This window comes from Ensifer sp. EB106-05-01-XG146 (assembly GCF_058791875.1).
Genome location: NZ_JBYTDX010000001.1, coordinates 1,323,303 through 1,342,821, shown reverse-complemented (window position 1 = coordinate 1,342,821; position 19,519 = coordinate 1,323,303). Strand labels below are relative to the sequence as shown.

The following is a 19,519-nucleotide window of genomic DNA, read 5'->3' as shown; positions in this document are numbered from 1 at the left end:
CAGTTGCTCGGCTGGTGGTGGCTGTTCCTGCCTTATTCCTTGACAGGCTCGCCCTTGACGCGAACTTCCGACACGCCGCTGCGGACGACGCGGATCTTCACGCCATCGGCGATTTCGACTTCGAGTTCGCTGTCGTCAACGACCTTGGTGACCTTGCCGACGATGCCGCCACCGGTCACGACCTGGTCACCGCGACGGATGTTCTTCAGGAGTTCCTCGCGGCGCTTCATCTGAGCGCGCTGCGGACGGATGATCAGGAAATACATAACGACGAAAATCAGCAGGAACGGCAGGATGGACATGAGAATGTCCGCGCCGCCGGCGGAAGGGGCGCCGGCAGTCTGCGCAAAAGCTTCGGTAATGAACATCGATCACTCCTTGAGTTCAAATATCGGCGGTTCCTCCGCGCCAAATCGGCCGGAATATAGGGACGCCCCGCCGCTCTGCAAAGCCGCGGGCACCCGTACCCGTTCCTGTGCCTCTGACACAATTTACACAAGAGGAGAACCCCTCGCGCGGGCCTCGGTGACCTTTTCCAGCGTAAACCTGCGTGCTACCGGGTTTCTGGTGGGACCTGGCCGCGACGCGGTTACGGTAAACACCAGGGCCACGCCGCCTCGAATCATGACGGCACGGCCAAACACCTGATTCAGCGAGTGGAGAGAGACATATGCCGGAAGCCAAGATCGACGTTCTCATCAGGGAAATGCAGAAGCTTTCCGCGGCGATCGAGCGCATGGCCGGACCCGCCGCTGCAGCGAACGACTGGACCGCTGCCGAGTGCTTCGTCTGGGCCCCGGCGACACACCATCTGCAGCCGGTCACCAAGCCGAACCGCATCGAACTGTCCCTGATCACCGGGGTCGACCATGTCCGTGACATCCTGCTCGACAACACGCTGCGCTTTGCCGAGGGCTACACGGCCAATAACGTGCTTCTCTGGGGCGCACGCGGCATGGGCAAATCCTCGCTGGTAAAATCGGTTCATGCGCAGGTTGCGCGCGACACCGGTGTTGCGGTCAAGCTGGTCGAGGTGCATCGCGAAGATATTGCCACGCTTCCGGCGCTGATGGACATTCTGAAGTCGGCACCGGTCCCGGTTATCGTCTTCTGCGATGATCTGTCCTTCGATCACGACGATACGTCCTACAAGTCGCTGAAGGCCGTGCTCGACGGCGGCGTCGAGGGACGCCCTTCCAACGTGCTCCTTTACGCCACCTCGAACCGGCGCCACCTGCTGCCGCGGCATATGATGGAGAACGAGCAGTCGACCGCGATCAACCCGTCGGAAGCGGTCGAGGAGAAGGTTTCGCTGTCCGACCGTTTCGGCCTGTGGCTCGGCTTCCACAAGTGCAGCCAGGACGACTATCTGGCGATGATCGACGGCTATGCCGCGCACTATGGCTTCAAGCTCGATCGCGACACCTTGCACGCCGAAGCGCTGGAATGGGCAACGACCCGTGGCGCACGGTCCGGCCGCGTCGCCTGGCAATTCATCCAGGATCTCGCCGGCCGCCTGCGCCACAGGCTCGACGGGTAACCGGGCGCGTCGCGAACCGCACGCCTTGCCGACATCCTGAAATAGAAAGCACCGCCTGCCCGAGAGGGCAAGCGGTGCAAACATCGGATCCGGATCGGCTTTGCGACCGATCGAGACTATTCGAGGAAGGTCGCCGGGTTTACCGCGGTGGCGTTCTTGCGCACCTCGAAGTGAACCTGCGGCTGGCTTGCCCGGCCGGTCATGCCCGAAGCAGCGAGCGTCTGGCCGCGCTGAACCTTCTGGCCGCGCTGAACCTTGAGTTCGGAAGCGTTACCATAAACCGTGACCGTGCCGTCGTCGTGGCGCACCAGGACGGCGTTGCCGAGTTCCTTCAGGCTGCTGCCCGAATAAATAACGACACCGTTTTCAGCCGCCTTGATCGGCGTGCCCTCGGGCACCGAGATGTTAATACCGTCGTTGCGGTTGCCATCGACATTGGCGCCGTAGCCGGCGACGACTGCGCCGCGCACAGGCCAGCGGTACTTGCTGATGCCGGTCGACTTCGGAGAATCGTCGTCGATATCCGTCGTCTTGCTGGCGACTTCGCTGACGCTCTGCTTGGCAACCGGCGCCTGGTATTCAGCCGGCTTGTTCTTGTCGAGCGAGGCAACCTGCGGCTGCTCGGCCTTCTTGGGAACCGAGGCCGTCTTGAGCTGATCCGGAGCGGCACCATTTGCGCCCGGCAGTTGCAGCGTCTGGCCGACACGGATCGATTCGGCCGTCAGGCCGTTTGCCTGCTTGAGGGCGGCAACGGATACGCCCGTCGTCTTGGCGATACGGTTGAGCGAGTCGCCCGGCTTGACGGTGTAGGATCCACCGCCGGCGCCCTCGCCGTTCGTTGCCGGCTTGCCTGCAACGACGTCAGACTTGCCTTCACCCTTTTCGCGGGACTGGGCCGAACCCGGCAGGATCGCAACGTCGCGCTGGTTGACCGGCAGCGGCGACGGCTGGCGGCTGTTGCCATCGAGATCGGCGATCGAGTTCGTGGCTGCCGCCTTGGCAGCGCTGCCTGCGACGCCGAAGGTCGGGATGACGAGACGCTGACCGGTCTCGACCTGCGCTGCGGACTGCAGACCGTTGGCCTTCAGGATTTCCTTTTCCGGGACACCAAAACGCTTGGAGAGAACGGCGACATTGTCACCCGGGCGAACCATGATCGTCGGAGCGTTCTGCGTCGTCCAGCCGCTCTTGCTTGCGGTTTCCTTGACCGTTGCGGGAAGCGTCTGCTGCGTGGCGAGTGCGGCCTGCTGGCGTGCTGCCGGGAACGGCTGGGCTTCGGCGCGCTGGTTTCCAGCAGCGCTCGGGTCAGCCAGAGTGGTGCGCTGAACGGAGATCGGGGTCGAGGCGACGCGGGCGTTGGATACGGGCGTGGAGGCCGTGTTTACCGGATCGTAGGCACCCTGCCCGGCTGCCGCGGGATAGGGCTGACCGAGGGCTGAACCACGGTTATCAACCGGCGCTGCCGCCATCTGACCGACGGACACATCGCCGCGCGGAACCGGCGTTGCGTCTCGGGGGATGGAATTTGTGGTGATGTTGTCGGACCGGGAGAACAGGCCGTCAAACCGGCTTGCATCCGAACTGCAGCCTGTTGCGACGCCTGCCAGCAGGACCGCCACGCAAAGGCGGATCGTCGACTTTCCAACCCCGGGAGATACAAACTTACGCATGACGCTTACCCACTCCGAACGCAACTCGATGTGGATTGATTAAAGCGTATTAGAGTTACCGCGTGGTTAAGGCAGACCCCACCAAAGGACTAATTTGACCAAATGCTAACCATAGGTCGACCGTCGCCCGTCAAGGGCATGCTAGAGGCAGCGTCACAGCTGCCGCCCGGGCACGAGGAGCCTAGCGCTAGATCAGTTCGGAATAGAGGCGCTCGATCTCGGACACGGATCGCCGCTCCGTCTGGTCTTCTTCGTAGCTGATGCTCGTCAGGTCCCAGGCAAAAATCTGGCGACCGGCCGGCTGCGCCAGGGTTTCGGACTGCGCCGTCTTGTCTTCGTCGAGCAGGACGCTCACCAAAGTCTGGAACGCCGCGTCTCCGTCCGCACCGCTTGCTTCTTCATATTCGAGCGACCGCAGACCGGCCACCGCCGCCTCGCGTGTCCCGAAATAGCGCAAACTGTTCTGGTCCTCCGGACGAAGGCCGTCGTAGTAGTCGATGAAGTTCTTGTAATAGGCCTGGTGATCGCCGGAATCGAGAAACTTGCCGAAGGCCTGGTACTCGCGCGAGGCCAGTTGCGGCGACAGTCGGTTGTTCCATTCCTCGCGGGTGAGCGCCGGCTGGCCGTCGGATCCCTTCTTCGTCTGGCCTAGATAAAGCAGGGCATCGGCCGAAAGCGAGATGCGTGGCGTCGGATCAAAGAAGGTCGCGGCAAGCGCCTGCGCCGCCTGCTCATCCTTGCCTGCGGAATTCGTCTGGCCGGCATTGCGCCCGGCAAGATTGTTCAGCCCGTCGCCGGATGCTGCCGCCGTCAACCTGTTCGCGATCTGCATGTGCCGTCTCCGTACCTCGCGACCGGTGTCCGCCGACGTCGCAAGGCAAGCGACGACTCGTAGGCGGAACCCTGTCCGTGCACGGCAGGCGTATGGCGCGAAGCTTGCGCGAAGCTGGAGGAAGTTAAGGGGTCGTTAATAGTCGACGCCGGCGCGACCGGCGCTCCTCACCCGCGCGGACGGGAATTCAATATTTAGAGAAACGACGCCAGCTGCTGCACGATCGGAAGGTAAGGCGCGTCGAACAGATCCTCGCGATCGAAGCGGCTGCCCGTGCGGCTGACGCGCACGACCCGGCAATGGGTCTCGCTCATCATGATCGGAACCAGCAGGGTGCCGCCCGAAACGAGGTGATCCGAAAACATGCGCGGCAGACTGTTGAAGGCGGCCGTGATCAGGATCCGGTCAAAGGTGCCCTCACCCGGCACGCCGGCGCTACCGTCGGCATGCCGGACGATGACATTACGAACACCCGTTTTTTCGAGGTTCTTCTGGGCCATGCCAACGAGCGTCTGATAGCGGTCGATCGTCAGCACCCGCTCGGCAACGCGTCCCATGACCGCGGCCGTGAAGCCGCTGCCGGTGCCGACTTCGAGAACACGCTGGCCGGATTTCAGATTGAGACTGTGCAGCAGACGGACCGCAAAGTCGTATCCCTCCATGAACGAACCGCAATCGAGCGGGATCGTCCGCTGCGAATGGGCTTCGGCCTGGTACTGCGGCGGCGCGAAATGGCTTCGCGGCGTCTGCTCAACCGCCTTCAACAGATCATGGTTGGTGATGCCTTCGGCGCGCAGACGCAGCACCATCTTGGCAAAGCCTTCCTGTTCGGTCACCCGCGCACTCAAGCAACGGCTCCCTCGTTGAGCGCCCGCGCCAGGCGATCCTGGACACTGTAGTCGGTAAGGTCGAGTTTGAGCGGCGTGACCGAGATCATGTTTTCACGCAGGGCGTGAATATCGGTTCCGGCGCGGAAATCGCCGAAGCGTTCGCCGAAACGCAACCAGAAATAGGGAAAGCCGCGGCCATCGGTTCGCTCGTCGATCGACAGGCCGAAGTCGAGCTTGCCTTGCGACGTCACCTCCGTACCGGCAACAGCGTCCGCCGAGCAATTGGGGAAGTTGACGTTGAGCAGCGTGCCGTCGGGCAGATCCACCTTCATCAGCTTGCGGACCAAGGCCGGCGCGTGCATTTCGACGACATCCCACGGTACGGTCTTTCCGACGGCGTGATTGTAGGCCTGGCTCAGCGCGATCGAGCGGATGCCCTGCAACGTTCCTTCGATGGCGCCGGCGACGGTACCGGAATAGGTCACGTCGTCGGCCATGTTGGCGCCAATGTTGACGCCGGACAGCACGAGATCGGGCTTGCGATCGAGTACCTTGCGGACGGCCATGATGACGCAATCGGTCGGCGTGCCGCGAAGTGCGAAGCGCTTTTCCGCGATCTGCCGCAGCCGCAATGGCTCCGACAGGGTCAGCGAATGGGCAAGGCCGCTCTGGTCCGCTTCGGGCGCAACGACCCACACATCGTCCGAAATCGTCCGGGCGACGCGTTCAAGTACCGACAGGCCCTCGGCGTGAATGCCGTCATCGTTTGTCAGCAGGATCCGCATGATGCCGCACTCCCCTCGACGTTCGCTCAGGCTACCTTTTCGATGCGCGTCTGGCCGCCCATGTAGGGGACCAGCACCTCCGGCACCGATATCGAACCATCGTCATTCAGATAGTTCTCGATGACGGCGATGAGCGCGCGGCCGACGGCAACGCCCGAACCGTTCAGCGTGTGAACGAAGCGGGTTCCCTTGTCTTCCTTGGTGCGATAGCGGGCGTTCATGCGGCGCGCCTGGAAATCGCCACAGACCGAGCAGGACGAAATCTCGCGGAACGTATCCTGTCCCGGCAGCCATACCTCGAGGTCATAGGTCTTGCGGGCGCCAAAGCCCATGTCGCCGGTGCAAAGGGTCATGACGCGGTAATGCAGGCCGAGGCGCTTCAGCACCTCCTCGGCGCAGGCGGTCATGCGCTCGTGTTCGGCAACGGACGTTTCGGCATCGGTGATCGAGACCAGTTCCACCTTGTTGAACTGGTGCTGGCGCAACATGCCGCGGGTATCGCGACCGGCAGAACCAGCTTCCGAGCGGAAGGACGGCGTCAGCGCGGTGAAACGCAGCGGCAGCTTTTCGCCTTCCAGGATCTGCTCCCGGACGATGTTGGTGAGCGGCACTTCCGCCGTCGGGATCAGCCAACGGCCATCCGTGGTGCGGAAGAGGTCTTCGGCAAATTTCGGCAGCTGGCCGGTGCCATACATCGCATCGTCGCGCACCAAAAGCGGCGGTTGCACTTCGGTGTAACCATGTTCCTGGGTGTGCAGGTCGAGCATGAACTGGCCGAGCGCGCGCTCGAGCCGCGCCAATTGGCCCTTCAGGATCGTGAAGCGCGAACCGGAAATGCGGGCCGCACCCTCGAAATCCATCAGCCCGAGCGCTTCGCCGATTTCAAAGTGCTCGCGCGGCTGGTGGTTCCAGGTGGGCTTCTTGCCAACCACGCTCTTGACGACGTTGCCGGTCTCGTCGGCACCGACGGGTACATCGTCCAGCGGGATGTTCGGAATGCGCGAGAGGGCGTCGTTGAGCTCGGCCTCGATATTGCGGCTGTCCTCTTCGAGCGCGGGCATGGCGTTCTTCAGGTCGGCAACCTCGGCCTTCAGCTTGTCGGCGAGCTCGGCATTCTTCTGCGCCATGGCCGCGCCGATATCCTTCGAGGCCGCATTGCGGCGCGACTGCATGTCCTGCAGCGCCTGAAGGTTCGTACGGCGGCGTTCGTCGAGCGCGATCAGAGATGCCGACAAAGGCTCCGCGCCCCGCTTCGCCAGGGCGGCGTCCAGCATCTCGGCATTCTCACGGATCCATTTGATATCAAGCATTTTCGTTCCACGCGTTGGTCAGATCACGGCGCGAAATCTCGAATGCTCAGCCCTTGGCGGGGCCGACCTCTCCGGAAGATCCTTCCTGCGACTCGGCAGCCTCGCTCTTGAGCGCGTCCGCTGCCCGCTGCCTTTCGACGAGTCGCGCCGTATAGATCGAAATTTCGTAGAGAAGGATGGCTGGCAGCGCAAGGCCGATCTGGGAAATCGGGTCCGGCGGCGTGAGCACGGCCGCGACAACGAAGGCGATTACGATCGCGTATTTGCGCTTCTCGGCAAGACCCTGCGAGCTCACGAAGCCGACGCGGGCAAGAAGCGTGGTGATGACCGGGAGCTGGAAGACAAGGCCGAAGGCGAAGACCAGCGACATGATCAGGCTGAGATACTCCGAAACCTTCGGCAGGAGCTGAATGGCCACCTGCCCTTCGCCACCGCCCTGCTCCATGGCCAGGAAGAACCACATGACCATCGGTGTGAAGAAGAAATAGACAAGCGCGCCGCCAAGCAGAAACAGGAGCGGTGACGCGACCAGGAACGGCAGAAACGCCGCGCGCTCGTTCTTATAGAGCCCCGGTGCAACGAACTTGTAGATCTGTGCCGCGATTACAGGAAAGGCGATGACCAGCGCACCGAACATCGCCACCTTAATCTGGGTGAAGAAGAACTCCTGCGGCGCCGTGTAGATGAGCTCGACATTGCGATGGTTGAGGCCCGCCCAGCTCACGGCCCATTTGAACGGCAGCACCAGAAGGTTGAACAGGCCCTTGGCGAAGTAGAAGCAGACGAGGAACGCAGCGAAGAACGCGCCGATGGCCCACATCAGGCGCCTGCGCAATTCGATCAGATGCTCGATCAGCGGCTGCGGCCGGTCCTCGATATCGCCGCTCATGCTTCACCTTTCTTGCGCGCGCTGGTGCGCGGCTTTGACGTCTTGGCAGCAGGCTCTGCCACTGTCGGCGTCACTTTTTTCTTTTCAGCGGCCGGCTTCGCGGGCGCCTTGGCAGCAGACTTTGCCGTGGCCGACTTGGATGCAGCTGTTGCCGTCTTGGGCGCTGCCGTTGTCGACTTGGGCGCGGCCTTCTTTACAGCCGGCGTCGCATCGGCCTTCGTCCTGGTCGCACGCTTCGGCTTTTCTGCCGGTACGGATGCGACCTCTGCGCGCTCGATCTCGCGATTGGCCGAACCGATTGCCGCAGCGGCAACCGCATCTGCGGGCTTGGCTTCGACCGCGGCCGGCGCAACGGCTGGTTCGACGGCGGAAACCGTATCGACGGTGTTCGATGTCGCAGGCTGGGCGGGTGTGGCCGCCTTCTGCAGGTCCGCCTTGATATCGTTGCCCATCTGGCGCAGCGGATTGATTGCATCGCGCAACGCATTGGCCGGATTGAGACTTTGCGCGTCGCTGATGGTCTTTCGAACCTCGTCAAGGTCCGCTTCGCGCAGCGCTTCATCGAACTGCTGACGGAATTCCGATGCCATGCCGCGCATCTTCGAGGTCATGCGGCCGAAAGCCCGCAACATTGGCGGAAGATCTTTCGGCCCGACAACCACGATCAGAACGATTGCGATGACGACGAGCTCGGTCCAGCCGATATCAAGCATGCGATATGTCCTGCAAACCCTTGATGCCGCCAGCCCGGTATGGACACCGGACAGGCTTCACCGACACCAGACTGTTAGCGAACTTCGTCAGACTTGTGGTCAACGGTCTTGCTGTCGAGCGTCTTGTCGGTAGCAGCCGCCTCATCGTCGGACATGCCCTTCTTGAAACTCTTGATGCCCTTAGCAACGTCACCCATCAGTTCGGGGATTTTACCGCGACCGAACAAGAGCAGCACCACGACCAGAACGATCAGCCAGTGCCAAATGCTTAACGAACCCATGCTCTTACTCCTCTGAGCCTTCCCCGATTTAGGCTCTATCACATGTCAATTTTCAGGCGTGCCTCAAGCACGCGTCTCGTTGTGACAGAACCTAAGATGCCGAACTGCTTTTTTCAAACAGTAATATATCCCGCTCGTTAACTGAAAGCATTACATCACGCAATCCATGCGGCAATCGGTCCGCCCTGATGCGCGCCCGAACCACCTCCTCACAACGCGGCACAGCGAGCTCCAGAAGCTCGACCACGCCGATGAAGCGACGGGAGAGAATGCGGGCGGGAATGTCGCCATCCTCTTCGCCGACGCGCACTCCAGACAACCTGACAGCCACCGAGAGGCGCTTGCCTTCCGGATGGGGGCCGGCTGCAACGCTTCCGACCGGCGTTTCGACGCGGCCGTCACGAACCTGCGCATCGAAGACGTTGATCTCCGAGAAGAAGCCGGCGGCAAAAAGATCCCTCGGCTCGCGGTAGAGTTCGTAGGCCGTTCCGACCTGAACGAGGCGCCCGTCCTTCAGGAGCGCGATGCGATCCGCCATGCGCATCGCCTCTTCGGCGTCATGCGTGACGACGATAGCCGTTGCCCGCGTTTCCCTGAGGATCGCCAGCGTATCGGCACGGATCGAATCCTTCAGGCGCGAATCGAGGCCGGAAAATGGTTCGTCCATGAGCAGCACCGCCGGGCGCGGCGCGAGCGCGCGGGCAAGCGCTACGCGCTGCTGCTCGCCGCCGGAAAGCACGTGCGGATACAGATCGGCATAGTGCGACAGGCCGACACGCTCGAGCGCCGCATCCGCCTGGATCAGACCTTCCTTCTTGGAGATCGCCGTCAGACCGAAACGGACATTGTCGCGGATCGTCATGTGCGGGAAAAGCGCAAAGTCCTGAAACATCAGCCCGACGCCACGCTTTTCCGGCGGCAGGAAGACAGAGGGGCCGGAAATTTCCTGGCCATTAAGCATCAGACGCCCAGCGCTCTGCCTCTCGATACCCGCGGCGATGCGCAGCAGGGTCGTCTTGCCGGATCCCGAAGGCCCGAGCAGGCAAAGGACCTCGCCGGCCTTTGCCGCCAGGCTGACGCCCTTGATCGTTTCCTTGGCGTGATAGCTGTGGTGAATATCTTCGAAGGTCAGGCTCGCCGCGAAGGAGACGCCCGCTGTCCGTCGCGTGGTCATGACGGGAGCGTCCTGCGGATCTGAAACCATGCTCTTGCATTCCTTGACACCAGTGGCGCAGGCTCAGCGAGCCCCGACGCCATGGAAAGCCGATATCTATAATCAGGTTTTTCTAATCGGCTTCTTCGCCCTTCGGTGTCAAGAGCCCCAGTTCCTCCAGGTCGAGCTGGGTGATCGGATCCTCGTTCTCGGCCAGTTCGTCGTCGCCGGTCGGAACGGGGATGTTGAGGTTCGAAGGCACGCGGCCGGAGAGCAGCCCGGCGCCCTTCAATTCCTCGATGCCCGGCAGGTCGCGCAGTTCCTCAAGCCCGAAGTGATCGAGGAAGTCGCGCGTCGTACCGAAGGTCACCGGACGCCCCGGTGTGCGCCGGCGCCCGCGGAACCGGACCCAGCCCGCCTCCATCAACACGTCGAGCGTACCCTTCGAGGTCTGCACGCCGCGGATATCCTCGATCTCGGCGCGCGTAACCGGCTGATGGTAGGCGATGATCGACAGAACCTCGAGGGCTGCCCTTGAAAGCTTGCGGACCTCCTGTTCGTCGGTCTGAACGACGAAAGAGAGATCGGCGGCCGTGCGGAAGGCCCAATGGTCGGCCACCTGAACGAGGTTGACGCCGCGCGTCGCGTAAACGGCTTTAAGCCGCAGCATGATCGTGCGGACATCGGCGCCACGCGGCAACCGGCTCTCGATATAGGCCTCGGACACCGGCTGCGCCGAAGCGAACACCAGGGCTTCGGCGATCCGCTCGGCTTCCTGCTCCAGCCGGGGGTCGAGGGATGCCGTTTCGATCTCGTCCTCCTCGTCGGGAACGCCAGGCAGGTACTTCTGGGCTTCAGCCACGGGCTGCCTCCATCTCGGCGAGAGTCTCCGCATCGATCGGATTTGGTCCGCGCCGGAGATAGATCGGCGCGAAGGCCTCCTCTTGGCGGATCTCCAGGCGGCCCTCGCGAACCATTTCGAGCGACGCGGCAAAGGAGCTGGCGATTGCCGTCGCTCTCTCCTTCGGCGTCGTCATGTAGCGCACGAGAAAATGATCGAGCGCAGTCCAGTCGTCGAGACCACCGATCATGCGGGCCAGGATCAGCCGCGCATCGGACAGCGACCAGACGTGGCGCTTCTCGATTGTCACCTGGGTGATCGCCTGTCGTTGGCGCAGGCCCGCGTAGGCGCTCAGCAGATCGTAGAGCGAAGCGTCGAAACCGGATTTCCTCTCGGTGACGATATGCTCCGGTGCGCCTCGGACGAAAACGTCCCGGCCGAGCCGGTTTCGGTTGATGAGCCGCGTCGCCGCCTCACGCATCGCTTCCAGCCGCTTGAGCCGGAAGGCCAGCGCCGAGGCCATCTCCTCGCCGGTAGGACCGTCATCCTTCGCCTGCTGCGGGATCAGCAGCCGCGACTTCAGATAGGCGAGCCACGCCGCCATGACGAGGTAATCGGCCGCAAGCTCGATGCGGATGCTGCGCGCGCGTTCGATAAAGGCGATGTACTGTTCGGCGAGCGCCAGGACGGAAATGCGCGAAAGGTCGACGCGTTGGCTTCGGGCGAGATGCAGCAGCAGGTCGAGCGGACCTTCGAAGCCGGCGATGTCGACCACCAGCGCTTCCTCATGCAGTCCGCGCTCGGCAGTCTCATCCTGCCACAAGGGCTCCATCGGCGCCTTCGACGCAGGCTTGCCTTGTCTTTCGCCCGCATTGCTCACTGGCAGCCCGATCCTTTCCTTCAATCCCTGTTTGCCGTCAGCCTCAGTTTGCCTCAGACGGTTGCAAACAGGGCATTGAACTCCGCCCGCAGATCGACTTCGCTCGCACAGTCAGGCGCCCGGAACGCGGCTTCGGCGGCCCGCGCCCGGCGCAAGCTTTCGCCAGCCAGAACCGGCACGACATCCGCGACGGCCTTCATTTCCTCCATTATGCCATGACAATGCAAGACGAGATCAAGTCCCGCGGCAATGATGTTGCGCGCGCGGGTCGTCATGTCGCCGGCAAGCGCGTTCATCGACACGTCATCCGACATCAGCAAGCCGTCGAAACCGATATGGCCGCGAATGATCTCGCGCACGACCTTCGCAGAGGTGGTCGCCGGATTGTCCGGATCGATCGCGGTGAACACCATGTGCGCCGACATCGCCATCACCTCGTCCTTCATCGCAACGAAGGGCAGGAAGTCGCTCGCAGCAAGCTCGTCGAATGTGGCGCTGACGACAGGCAGGTTGTGGTGCGAGTCGACGAAGGTGCGTCCGTGGCCCGGCATATGCTTCATTACAGGCAGCATGCCGCCGGCCTTCAGTCCCTCGCCCATCGCACGGCCGATTGCCGTGACGGTCTCGGGATCGTGCCCATAGGCGCGATTGCCGATGACGTCGTGGCTGCCGGGCACGGGCACGTCGAGCACAGGCAGGCAATCGGCGGTGATGCCGAAGCGCATCAGGTCAAAGGCGTGCAGGCGTCCCATCAGCCAGGCGGCGCGCAGACCGAGCTTCGCGTCGCGGCGGTAGATTTCGCCGATCGCCGCGCCATTCGGATACTGCTGAACGAGCGGTGGGCGGATGCGCTGAACGCGTCCGCCTTCCTGGTCGATGAGCACGGGCGCATTGGGATTGCCGATGCTGTCGCGAAGGGCTGCCACCAGATCCGAGATCTGCTGCTCCTCGCCAATGTTGCGACCGAACAGAATGAAGCCCCAGGGGCGTTCTCCTGCAAAGAAATCGCGCTCGTCGCTCGTGAGGGAAAGGCCCTTGCAGCCGGAGATAAATGCTTTTGATTCGCTCATCCCAAAAGCATAGAGCGCGGGCTGCCCGGCGCGAAGCCACAAACACAGCGCACCCCCACTCATGCACAAGGTCATGGGCATCGGAAGCCCGAAAACGCGAAGGGCGCAGCCTCCTCGGCCGCGCCCTTCGTCAACTCGATCATTATGCCCGTTTACTTGGTAACCAGGCAGCTTCCGCCGGCGCCCTTGTACTTGGAGCAAAGGGCATTGGCCTCGTCCTTCGAACCGGCCGGGATGCGGACGCGGTAGTAGGTACCCTTGCCGGCGATCTCCGCCTTGCGGATGTCGACGCCGCGGCCGCCGATGACGCTTCCGAACTTGCTCGAAAGGCTGTTGTAGGACTTCTGCGCCTCGGCTTCCGACGGCAGAGATGCGACCTGGATGAAGTAGCCACCGGCCGGAACCGATGCCGTGGCAACCTGCTGCGCGGGCTGGGTCTCAGCCGGGAGAGCGGCCTGCTCTTCCGCCGGACGGGCGATTTCGGCAGGCTGTGCGGCCGGACGGGTCTGCGGCGTCGGCGCCTTGTCGCCACCGGCAGAAGCCGTCGTCGTGACGCTGCGCACCGGAACCTGTTCGATGTTGGCGTTACCCGTTGCGGCAAGCGCAACCTGGTCGGTGTTGGCCGCAGCCTGGCCTGCAGCAGCGACTTCGTTCGAAGGCGTTGCGGGCAGCGGCTGGGTCGTGCCGGCGACATCGGTCGCCGGTGCTGCAACCGGCTCCTCTCGAGCGACCAGCGTTCCATCCGGCTTGACGATCATCGTGCGCACCTTCCTCGGTGCGACGGCCGGCGTCTTGTCTTCTTCCTGGGCAGCGGTCTCGCCGTTGGCGCCATCCGGCAGCAGGCGATCGCCGTCCTCTTCGTTTGGCAATGCCGTCTGCAGGGTTTCGGCCTCGTTGCTGCCTTCGAGCGGCAGGGTCTCCGGCGTCAGCGTCCTCTGGACGACATCCATCGGCTCCTCGGTCGAAGAGACCAGGGCTTCCTGCTGCGGGGCACCAGCCTGAGCACCGGCAACGCGGTCATAAACCGCCTTGTCCTGGTTCGGCACGGTCTTGCCGCCCTTTTCCTCGGGCACGACCTTGACCGGGGCCTTGTCGGCCAGAATGATCTTCGGGCCTTCGGCCGAGCTGACCGCGCCGCTACCGCCCATCCAGGCGTAGACGGCAGCGCCACCAAGGATGATGACGCCGGCAACGCTTGCTGCCAGCAACATCGTGCGCTGCGAGCGACGGCCGGTGCCATATTCGCGGTATTCGCCGGCATCCTGCTGGCTCTGCGCCGCTGAAACCCGTTCGGCATCTCGGGCAACCGCCGGACGCTCGACGATCGAGCGGCGGAAGTCTTCTTCCATCGCCTTTTCAAACTCGTCGAAATCGTCAAGCGAACCCTGACCGAAAGCCGGCGCAGCGGCAGCGGCCGGTGCCGGACGGGCCGGCTCCACCTTTTCGACGGCCGCCGGACGGCTTTCCTTGACCGGAGCCGGCGTTCCGAAGAGCTGGGCCATTTCCGCGTCGATGTCGAGATCGTAGTCGGCCGGATAAGCGACCGGCTTCTCGGTCTCGATAACCGGCAGCTGCGGCACGTCCATATCCGCGATCGGGGCGACGCCGTTCTCGGCTTCGGCAATCATCGACGGATCGAAGGGCAGCGTGCTCTCGGGCTGTGCTTCCTGGCGCTCGACCGGCGCGGGAGCGACGTAAGGCTCGACGAACCGCTCCGGCTCGCGCTGGGGAACGGCCGCCTGCGCGACCGGCTGCACCGGTGCTTGTGGCACGACGGCAGCAACGACCGGCTCATCTACTGTGACGTCTGCGAAGTCGAGCTTCAGCGCCTCGTCGGAGAGCTCAATTTCGAAGTTCTCGATGTCGAAGCTCGGCTCGTGCTCCGGCTGCGCAATTGGCTTGGCCAGCTCGACCAAGGGTTCCGCGACCTGAACGGGAGCAGTAGCCACTGCCGCAACCGGCGCTGCAACAGCGGCCACCGGTGCTGCGACCGACGATACCAACGGGCCGGCAAAGGCACGCTGCTGGCTGGCGCCCGAGGCGGACGCAACCGGCGTCGCACGGCTGAAGGTGGGCGTAAAGGGATAAGGGCTCTTCTTTATCGGAGCGGCAGTGGCAACCGCTGGCGTGACCACCGGCGCAACGACGGGCTGTGTTTCCACATGGAGAGCCGGATGCGACTGGACCGCAGCGGCAACCATCGCTGAGACCGGCGGAACCGGGAACCGTTCTATGTCCGCCAGAAGATCGTCACGGCCAGCATCCTGCTCGACGACTGCCTGAGCTGCGACCACGTCTTCCTGATAGGAAGGCTCAATTTCACGCTCTTCGGCCGCGACATCGAAGCGCGGCTGTTCATAGGCCGAAAATGCATCCGCAACCGGAGCCGGCTCGGCCCAGACCGGAGCGGCTTCGACGGCCGGCGCCTGCCATGCATCGACGAACTGATCACGCGGATCGATATCCTGCGGCTCGACGTGCGCCGCAACCTCGGCAACGTCGTCCGACAACAGATCGGCTTCGCCAAGCGACAACTCGAGTTCGCGCTCAAGGTCAAACGCCGGCTCGTCGACGACGGCCTCGGCGTTGCCGTCTTCGGCAACCTGCGGCGCCACGGAGAAGGCGTGAACCTCGGCATAGTCCTCGTCAGCGACGGGGGCTGGCGCCGCTTCGACGCGTTCGGGCTGGACGAACACCGGCTCGTCAAGCTCGGCGACGGGCTCCGCCACCGGCTCATCGTGAACGACGACGTGTTCAGCTACCGGCTCGAACCGGGGCTCTTCGATCGGAGCCGGCTGCGGTGCGGACCGCGGCGCGTCGTAGCTGTCGAACGCGCGAAGCAGCTCGCCTTCGAGATCGAAGGCGGGATCTTGACGCACCGCCTCCTGGTGTCGTTGCAGTTCCTGCAACTGTTGGACGGCCGGCCGGGCATCGTAACCGACGATCCGGGCGAGTTCGGCCAACGGATCATCGTCTGCCAATACATCGAATTCAGCCGGCCCGCTTCGTGCGAATTGTTTGTCTGCCATGCTCTCCACTCACAATTGCCTGTATCGCTGTGCCAGTGCATTGTGGGAAAATGGTGACAATACTTATCGCATTTCCTCCGGTGCGGAGGTGCCTGTAATAGACAGGCCGGATTTCAATACCGAAGCGACAGCATGCACCAGCCCGAGTCTGGCAGTACTTAATTCTCTATTTTTATCGTTAACAAAACGTAATTCCGGATTCTCTTTACCTTTGTTCCAATGTGCGTGGAAGGCGGCGGCAAGATCATACAGGTAAAACGCGATGCGATGCGGCTCCTGAGCCAGTGCCGCAGCCTCGATGACTCGCGGATATTCTGCGAGCTTGGCGACGAGCTGGAGCTCCGTCGGATCCGTGATCTGGCCCAGAACGGCACTGGCGAGATCGACCGATTCGAGGTTCAGATCCGGGAATGCGTCCGCGGCCTGGCGGAAGACCGAGCGGCAGCGCGCATGCGCATACTGCACATAGAAGACCGGGTTATCCTTCGACTGTTCTGTTACTTTAGCAAAGTCGAAGTCGAGCGGTTCCGAGTTCTTCCGGTAGATCATCATGAAGCGCACCGGATCGCGGCCGACTTCATCGACGACATCGCGCAGCGTGACGAAGTCGCCGGAGCGCTTCGACATCTTCACCGGCTCGCCGTCGCGGAAGAGCTTGACCAGCTGGCACAACAGAACCGTAAGCTTCGACGAACCGCCGGAGACGGCGCGCGCCAGCGCTTCCAGGCGCTTGACGTAGCCGCCATGGTCGGCACCGAGCACATAGATCATCTCGTCGAAGCCGCGGTCGAACTTGTCCTTGAAGTAGGCAACGTCGGCGGCGAAGTAGGTATAGCTGCCGTCCGACTTGATCAGCGGCCGGTCGATATCGTCGCCGACCTCGGTCGAACGGAACAGCGTCTGCTCGCGGTCTTCCCAATCTTCCGGCAGCTGGCCCTTCGGCGGCGGCAGGGTGCCCTTGTAGACGTGGCCCTTGAAGGTCAGGTCGTTGATCGCCGTGCGGATGGCGGCAGCACCGTTCGCGTGCAGCGTGCGCTCGGAGAAGAAGACGTCGTGATTGACGTTCAGCGCCGCGAGATCCTCGCGGATCATCGCCATCATCGCGTCGATCGTCCGGTCCTTGACGAGCGGCATCCACTTGTCTTCAGGCATCAGCCTGAGGCTCGTGCCGAATTCGTCGGCGAGCGCCTCGCCGACCGGCACGAGATAGTCGCCCGGATAAAGGCCCGGCGGGATCTCGCCGATCTCTTCGCCCAGCGCCTGGCGATAACGCAGGAATGCGGACCGCGCGAGAACGTCGATCTGCGACCCCGCATCGTTGATGTAGTATTCCTTCGTGACCTCATAGCCGGAGAAGGCCAAAAGGTTGGCCAGCGCGTCGCCGACAACGGCTCCGCGGCAATGGCCGACATGCATCGGGCCGGTCGGGTTGGCCGATACGTATTCGACGTTGACCTTGCGGCCGCCACCGACAGCGCTACGGCCGTAGTCGACGCCCGCACGCGCCATGCCCGACAGCAGCTTCTGCCAGTAGGAAACAGAAAGGCGGACGTTGATGAAGCCCGGACCGGCGACGGAGACGTCGGTGACTTCCGGATCCTGCTTGAGCTTCTCGACGATGAGTTCGGCAAGCGCGCGAGGATTCATGCCGAGCGGCTTTGCCAGCACCATCGCAGCATTGGTCGCAACATCACCATGGCTCGGATCACGTGGCGGCTCGACATTGACACGGCCGAAGTCAAGCTCGGATCGCTTTTCTCGAACGCTTTCAAGCGTTTCGAGAATGTCCTTAATTCTTGATTCGAAGTCCGTGAAGAGATTCATCTGATCCGTCCGCTTTTCCCGGCCACAAGTGACCGGCGCAAAACTCAAAAAGGAGGCTCGGTTCGGCCGAACCGCAAGCCTCCGGGCGGGGGGTCCCTAGCGCAAATCGGGCGTATGGTCAAACAAGCGCTTGTGCACGCTGATCGCAAAAGTGTCGGTCATGCCGGCGAGGTAGTCGCCGACGTGCCGCGCCCGCGCCGGCTCCGCCATGCCGGCAATCTGGTCGATCCAATAGTGCTCACGCATCAGCTGCGGGTCGTCCATGAAGGCATGATAGAGATCGCAGACGATCGAGGCTGCATTTTCGCGCACGCGCATGACTTCCGGGTGCCGGTAGATCCGGGTCATCAGCAAGCGCTTGATCTGCTTGTCCGTCTCGCCCATCTCCTCAGAGAAGGTTGCCATCACGGTGCCGGCCTGGCGCACATCGGCAGCACTTTGCGGCCTTATCTCGCCGATCCGTTGCTGCGCGACGCCGATCACGTCCTCGACCATCGCGGTAATCTGACGCCGCATGATCTCATGCGTGAAGCGGCTGCTTTCAAGACCGGGATAGCGGTCATGGACCTCGCGCATCAGGCGCGCGAGAAACGGCACGTCTTCGAGCATTTCGAAGGTGAGATAGCCAGCCCGCAGACCGTCATCGATATCATGGGTGTTGTAGGCGATATCATCAGCAATGGCCGCGACCTGCGCTTCGAGGCTCGCAAAACTCGCCAGTTCCAGATCATGCAGCGCGCAATAGTCGAGGATCGGCTGCGGCACGGGCCCTCGCGTGCCCTCACCGTCCGCGGTCAGCAACGGCCCGTTGTGCTTGACCAGACCTTCCAGGCTCTCCCAGGTCAGGTTCAACCCGTCGAACTCGGCGTAGCGCCGCTCGAGCTTGGTGACGATGCGCAGCGACTGGGCATTGTGATCGAAGCCGCCATAGGGCTTCAGCATCTCGTGAAGGGCATCCTCGCCCGTATGGCCAAAGGGCGTGTGGCCGAAATCATGCACGAGAGCGACGCCTTCGGCCAGATCTTCGTCGAGCTTGAGCGCGCGCGCCAGAGCCCGGGCGATCTGCGCCACCTCGATCGTGTGCGTCAGACGGGTGCGGTAGTGATCGCCGTCAGCGGCAATGAAGACCTGCGTCTTGTGCTTCAGGCGGCGAAACGCAGTGGTGTGCACGATGCGGTCGCGGTCGCGCTGAAAATCGGAGCGCGTCGCGCTCGTCGCTTCGGGAAAGAGCCTGCCGCGCGTCATCCAGGGATTCGACGCGAACGGCGCATGTTCACCATAACCGAAGCCGAGCGCATTTTTGTCGAATGTCATCTTCCACCTAATTCGTCGTCCCATTGACGGGACATTCAAGCCTTCATACCTATAGTGAAAGCTACGGAAACACGTCATGCAAGATCGACCGATTCCGCAAGCGGAAGCAACGGCTTGGCCGCGGGTCTTGAAAGAGGCCCCGAAACCGACCAGATCGCATGCTTTAACACAGGGCAATTCTCTCCGGTTCTTGACCCCGGCAGGAGGCAGATATGACGCATGAAACCGTGACCCTCTCGGACGCTGCAGCGAAGCGGATCGCCACGATCCTGCGTTCCGACAGCCACAACAACGCCATGCGAGTGTCCGTTGAGGGCGGCGGCTGCTCGGGCTTCTCCTACAAGTTCGACCTGGTCGACAGCAGCAATGACGACGACCTGGTGCTGGAAAAGAACGAAGCCAAGGTCCTGATCGACAGCCTGTCGCTCGTCTATATGGGCGGCTCGGAAATCGACTTCGTCGACAACCTGCTCGGCCAGTCGTTTCAGATCAAGAATCCGAACGCGGTTGCAAGCTGCGGATGCGGAACGAGTTTCTCCATCTGACGCCAGCGCCCCA

18 protein-coding genes are annotated in these 19,519 nt (G+C 62.7%); 2 read left to right on the top strand and 16 right to left on the bottom strand.

Going from position 1 to position 19,519, the window contains the following annotated elements; all coding sequences use genetic code 11:
* Positions 1 to 32: 32 nt before the first annotated feature.
* Positions 33 to 368: a preprotein translocase subunit YajC gene (yajC, locus tag AC3WVQ_RS06510; RefSeq protein ID WP_034796611.1), complete on the bottom strand. Its 336-nt coding sequence runs from the start codon at positions 366 to 368 to the stop codon at positions 33 to 35.
* A 302-nt stretch (positions 369 to 670) separates the two neighbouring features.
* Between yajC and AC3WVQ_RS06505 the strand changes: the two genes are divergently transcribed.
* A complete protein-coding gene (locus AC3WVQ_RS06505) occupies positions 671 to 1,540 on the top strand; it encodes an ATP-binding protein (protein ID WP_090295626.1) in 870 nt (289 codons plus the stop codon).
* Between the two features lie 116 nt (positions 1,541 to 1,656).
* Here AC3WVQ_RS06505 and AC3WVQ_RS06500 read toward each other — a convergent pair whose 3' ends face one another.
* The 15 genes from AC3WVQ_RS06500 to AC3WVQ_RS06430 form a co-directional block, all read right to left on the bottom strand.
* Positions 1,657 to 3,210, bottom strand: coding sequence for a peptidoglycan DD-metalloendopeptidase family protein (locus AC3WVQ_RS06500; protein WP_090295629.1), 1,554 nt, complete (start codon positions 3,208 to 3,210; stop codon positions 1,657 to 1,659).
* Between the two features lie 187 nt (positions 3,211 to 3,397).
* Positions 3,398 to 4,042, bottom strand: a complete 645-nt coding sequence (locus AC3WVQ_RS06495; protein WP_034796617.1) for a hypothetical protein — start codon at positions 4,040 to 4,042, stop codon at positions 3,398 to 3,400.
* Between the two features lie 194 nt (positions 4,043 to 4,236).
* The gene (locus AC3WVQ_RS06490) at positions 4,237 to 4,890 is read right to left on the bottom strand and encodes a protein-L-isoaspartate(D-aspartate) O-methyltransferase (protein WP_034796623.1); all 654 of its coding nucleotides are present in this window, start codon (positions 4,888 to 4,890) and stop codon (positions 4,237 to 4,239) included.
* On the bottom strand, positions 4,887 to 5,657 hold the full coding sequence (gene surE, locus AC3WVQ_RS06485) for a 5'/3'-nucleotidase SurE (RefSeq protein ID WP_090295631.1): 771 nt from the start codon (positions 5,655 to 5,657) through the stop codon (positions 4,887 to 4,889). Before surE ends, AC3WVQ_RS06490 begins: the two co-directional genes overlap by 4 nt.
* 26 nt (positions 5,658 to 5,683) lie before the next feature.
* A complete protein-coding gene (serS, locus tag AC3WVQ_RS06480) occupies positions 5,684 to 6,967 on the bottom strand; it encodes a serine--tRNA ligase (protein WP_090295634.1) in 1,284 nt (427 codons plus the stop codon).
* Positions 6,968 to 7,013: 46 nt separating this feature from the next.
* Complete coding sequence (gene tatC / locus AC3WVQ_RS06475) at positions 7,014 to 7,856, bottom strand: twin-arginine translocase subunit TatC (RefSeq protein WP_034796629.1); 843 nt, start codon at positions 7,854 to 7,856, stop codon at positions 7,014 to 7,016.
* On the bottom strand, positions 7,853 to 8,569 hold the full coding sequence (tatB, locus tag AC3WVQ_RS06470) for a Sec-independent protein translocase protein TatB (protein ID WP_090295637.1): 717 nt from the start codon (positions 8,567 to 8,569) through the stop codon (positions 7,853 to 7,855). Before tatB ends, tatC begins: the two co-directional genes overlap by 4 nt.
* 74 nt (positions 8,570 to 8,643) lie before the next feature.
* Positions 8,644 to 8,850 (bottom strand): twin-arginine translocase TatA/TatE family subunit, encoded by a 207-nt coding sequence (locus tag AC3WVQ_RS06465; RefSeq protein ID WP_034796642.1) that lies wholly within the window; start codon positions 8,848 to 8,850, stop codon positions 8,644 to 8,646.
* 91 nt (positions 8,851 to 8,941) lie between these two features.
* The gene (locus AC3WVQ_RS06460; RefSeq protein WP_492382615.1) at positions 8,942 to 10,054 is read right to left on the bottom strand and encodes an ABC transporter ATP-binding protein; all 1,113 of its coding nucleotides are present in this window, start codon (positions 10,052 to 10,054) and stop codon (positions 8,942 to 8,944) included.
* Positions 10,055 to 10,136: 82 nt separating this feature from the next.
* Positions 10,137 to 10,865, bottom strand: a complete 729-nt coding sequence (gene scpB, locus AC3WVQ_RS06455; RefSeq protein ID WP_060516985.1) for an SMC-Scp complex subunit ScpB — start codon at positions 10,863 to 10,865, stop codon at positions 10,137 to 10,139.
* Positions 10,858 to 11,724: a segregation and condensation protein A gene (locus AC3WVQ_RS06450; protein WP_371813562.1), complete on the bottom strand. Its 867-nt coding sequence runs from the start codon at positions 11,722 to 11,724 to the stop codon at positions 10,858 to 10,860. The genes scpB and AC3WVQ_RS06450 overlap by 8 nt, the downstream gene beginning before the upstream one ends.
* A gap of 53 nt (positions 11,725 to 11,777) precedes the next feature.
* Positions 11,778 to 12,794, bottom strand: a complete 1,017-nt coding sequence (gene nagZ, locus AC3WVQ_RS06445; RefSeq protein WP_090295642.1) for a beta-N-acetylhexosaminidase — start codon at positions 12,792 to 12,794, stop codon at positions 11,778 to 11,780.
* Positions 12,795 to 12,946: 152 nt separating this feature from the next.
* Positions 12,947 to 15,823 carry an SPOR domain-containing protein gene (locus AC3WVQ_RS06440; protein ID WP_110818971.1) on the bottom strand — a complete coding sequence of 959 codons (2,877 nt, stop codon included), beginning with the start codon at positions 15,821 to 15,823 and terminating at the stop codon, positions 12,947 to 12,949.
* Positions 15,824 to 15,886: 63 nt separating this feature from the next.
* A complete protein-coding gene (gene argS / locus AC3WVQ_RS06435; RefSeq protein WP_034796661.1) occupies positions 15,887 to 17,647 on the bottom strand; it encodes an arginine--tRNA ligase in 1,761 nt (586 codons plus the stop codon).
* A 96-nt stretch (positions 17,648 to 17,743) separates the two neighbouring features.
* On the bottom strand, positions 17,744 to 18,961 hold the full coding sequence (locus AC3WVQ_RS06430; protein WP_034796668.1) for a deoxyguanosinetriphosphate triphosphohydrolase: 1,218 nt from the start codon (positions 18,959 to 18,961) through the stop codon (positions 17,744 to 17,746).
* A 212-nt stretch (positions 18,962 to 19,173) separates the two neighbouring features.
* On the opposite strand from AC3WVQ_RS06430, the gene erpA reads away from it, so the two are divergent.
* On the top strand, positions 19,174 to 19,506 hold the full coding sequence (erpA, locus tag AC3WVQ_RS06425; RefSeq protein ID WP_034796669.1) for an iron-sulfur cluster insertion protein ErpA: 333 nt from the start codon (positions 19,174 to 19,176) through the stop codon (positions 19,504 to 19,506).
* The last annotated feature ends 13 nt before the right edge of the window (positions 19,507 to 19,519 follow it).

What these genes read in the sequence shown, in the direction of transcription:
- yajC (WP_034796611.1), bottom strand. Translation starts at nt 368, where the DNA reads ATGTTCATTACCGAAGCTTTTGCGCAGACTGCCGGCGCCCCTTCCGCC.
- AC3WVQ_RS06500 (WP_090295629.1), bottom strand. Translation starts at nt 3,210, where the DNA reads ATGCGTAAGTTTGTATCTCCCGGGGTTGGAAAGTCGACGATCCGCCTT.
- nagZ (WP_090295642.1), bottom strand. Translation starts at nt 12,794, where the DNA reads ATGAGCGAATCAAAAGCATTTATCTCCGGCTGCAAGGGCCTTTCCCTC.
- tatC (WP_034796629.1), bottom strand. Translation starts at nt 7,856, where the DNA reads ATGAGCGGCGATATCGAGGACCGGCCGCAGCCGCTGATCGAGCATCTG.
- AC3WVQ_RS06460 (WP_492382615.1), bottom strand. Translation starts at nt 10,054, where the DNA reads ATGGTTTCAGATCCGCAGGACGCTCCCGTCATGACCACGCGACGGACA.
- erpA (WP_034796669.1), top strand. Translation starts at nt 19,174, where the DNA reads ATGACGCATGAAACCGTGACCCTCTCGGACGCTGCAGCGAAGCGGATC.
- surE (WP_090295631.1), bottom strand. Translation starts at nt 5,657, where the DNA reads ATGCGGATCCTGCTGACAAACGATGACGGCATTCACGCCGAGGGCCTG.
- AC3WVQ_RS06430 (WP_034796668.1), bottom strand. Translation starts at nt 18,961, where the DNA reads ATGACATTCGACAAAAATGCGCTCGGCTTCGGTTATGGTGAACATGCG.
- serS (WP_090295634.1), bottom strand. Translation starts at nt 6,967, where the DNA reads ATGCTTGATATCAAATGGATCCGTGAGAATGCCGAGATGCTGGACGCC.
- AC3WVQ_RS06505 (WP_090295626.1), top strand. Translation starts at nt 671, where the DNA reads ATGCCGGAAGCCAAGATCGACGTTCTCATCAGGGAAATGCAGAAGCTT.
- AC3WVQ_RS06495 (WP_034796617.1), bottom strand. Translation starts at nt 4,042, where the DNA reads ATGCAGATCGCGAACAGGTTGACGGCGGCAGCATCCGGCGACGGGCTG.
- tatB (WP_090295637.1), bottom strand. Translation starts at nt 8,569, where the DNA reads ATGCTTGATATCGGCTGGACCGAGCTCGTCGTCATCGCAATCGTTCTG.
- argS (WP_034796661.1), bottom strand. Translation starts at nt 17,647, where the DNA reads ATGAATCTCTTCACGGACTTCGAATCAAGAATTAAGGACATTCTCGAA.
- AC3WVQ_RS06465 (WP_034796642.1), bottom strand. Translation starts at nt 8,850, where the DNA reads ATGGGTTCGTTAAGCATTTGGCACTGGCTGATCGTTCTGGTCGTGGTG.
- AC3WVQ_RS06440 (WP_110818971.1), bottom strand. Translation starts at nt 15,823, where the DNA reads ATGGCAGACAAACAATTCGCACGAAGCGGGCCGGCTGAATTCGATGTA.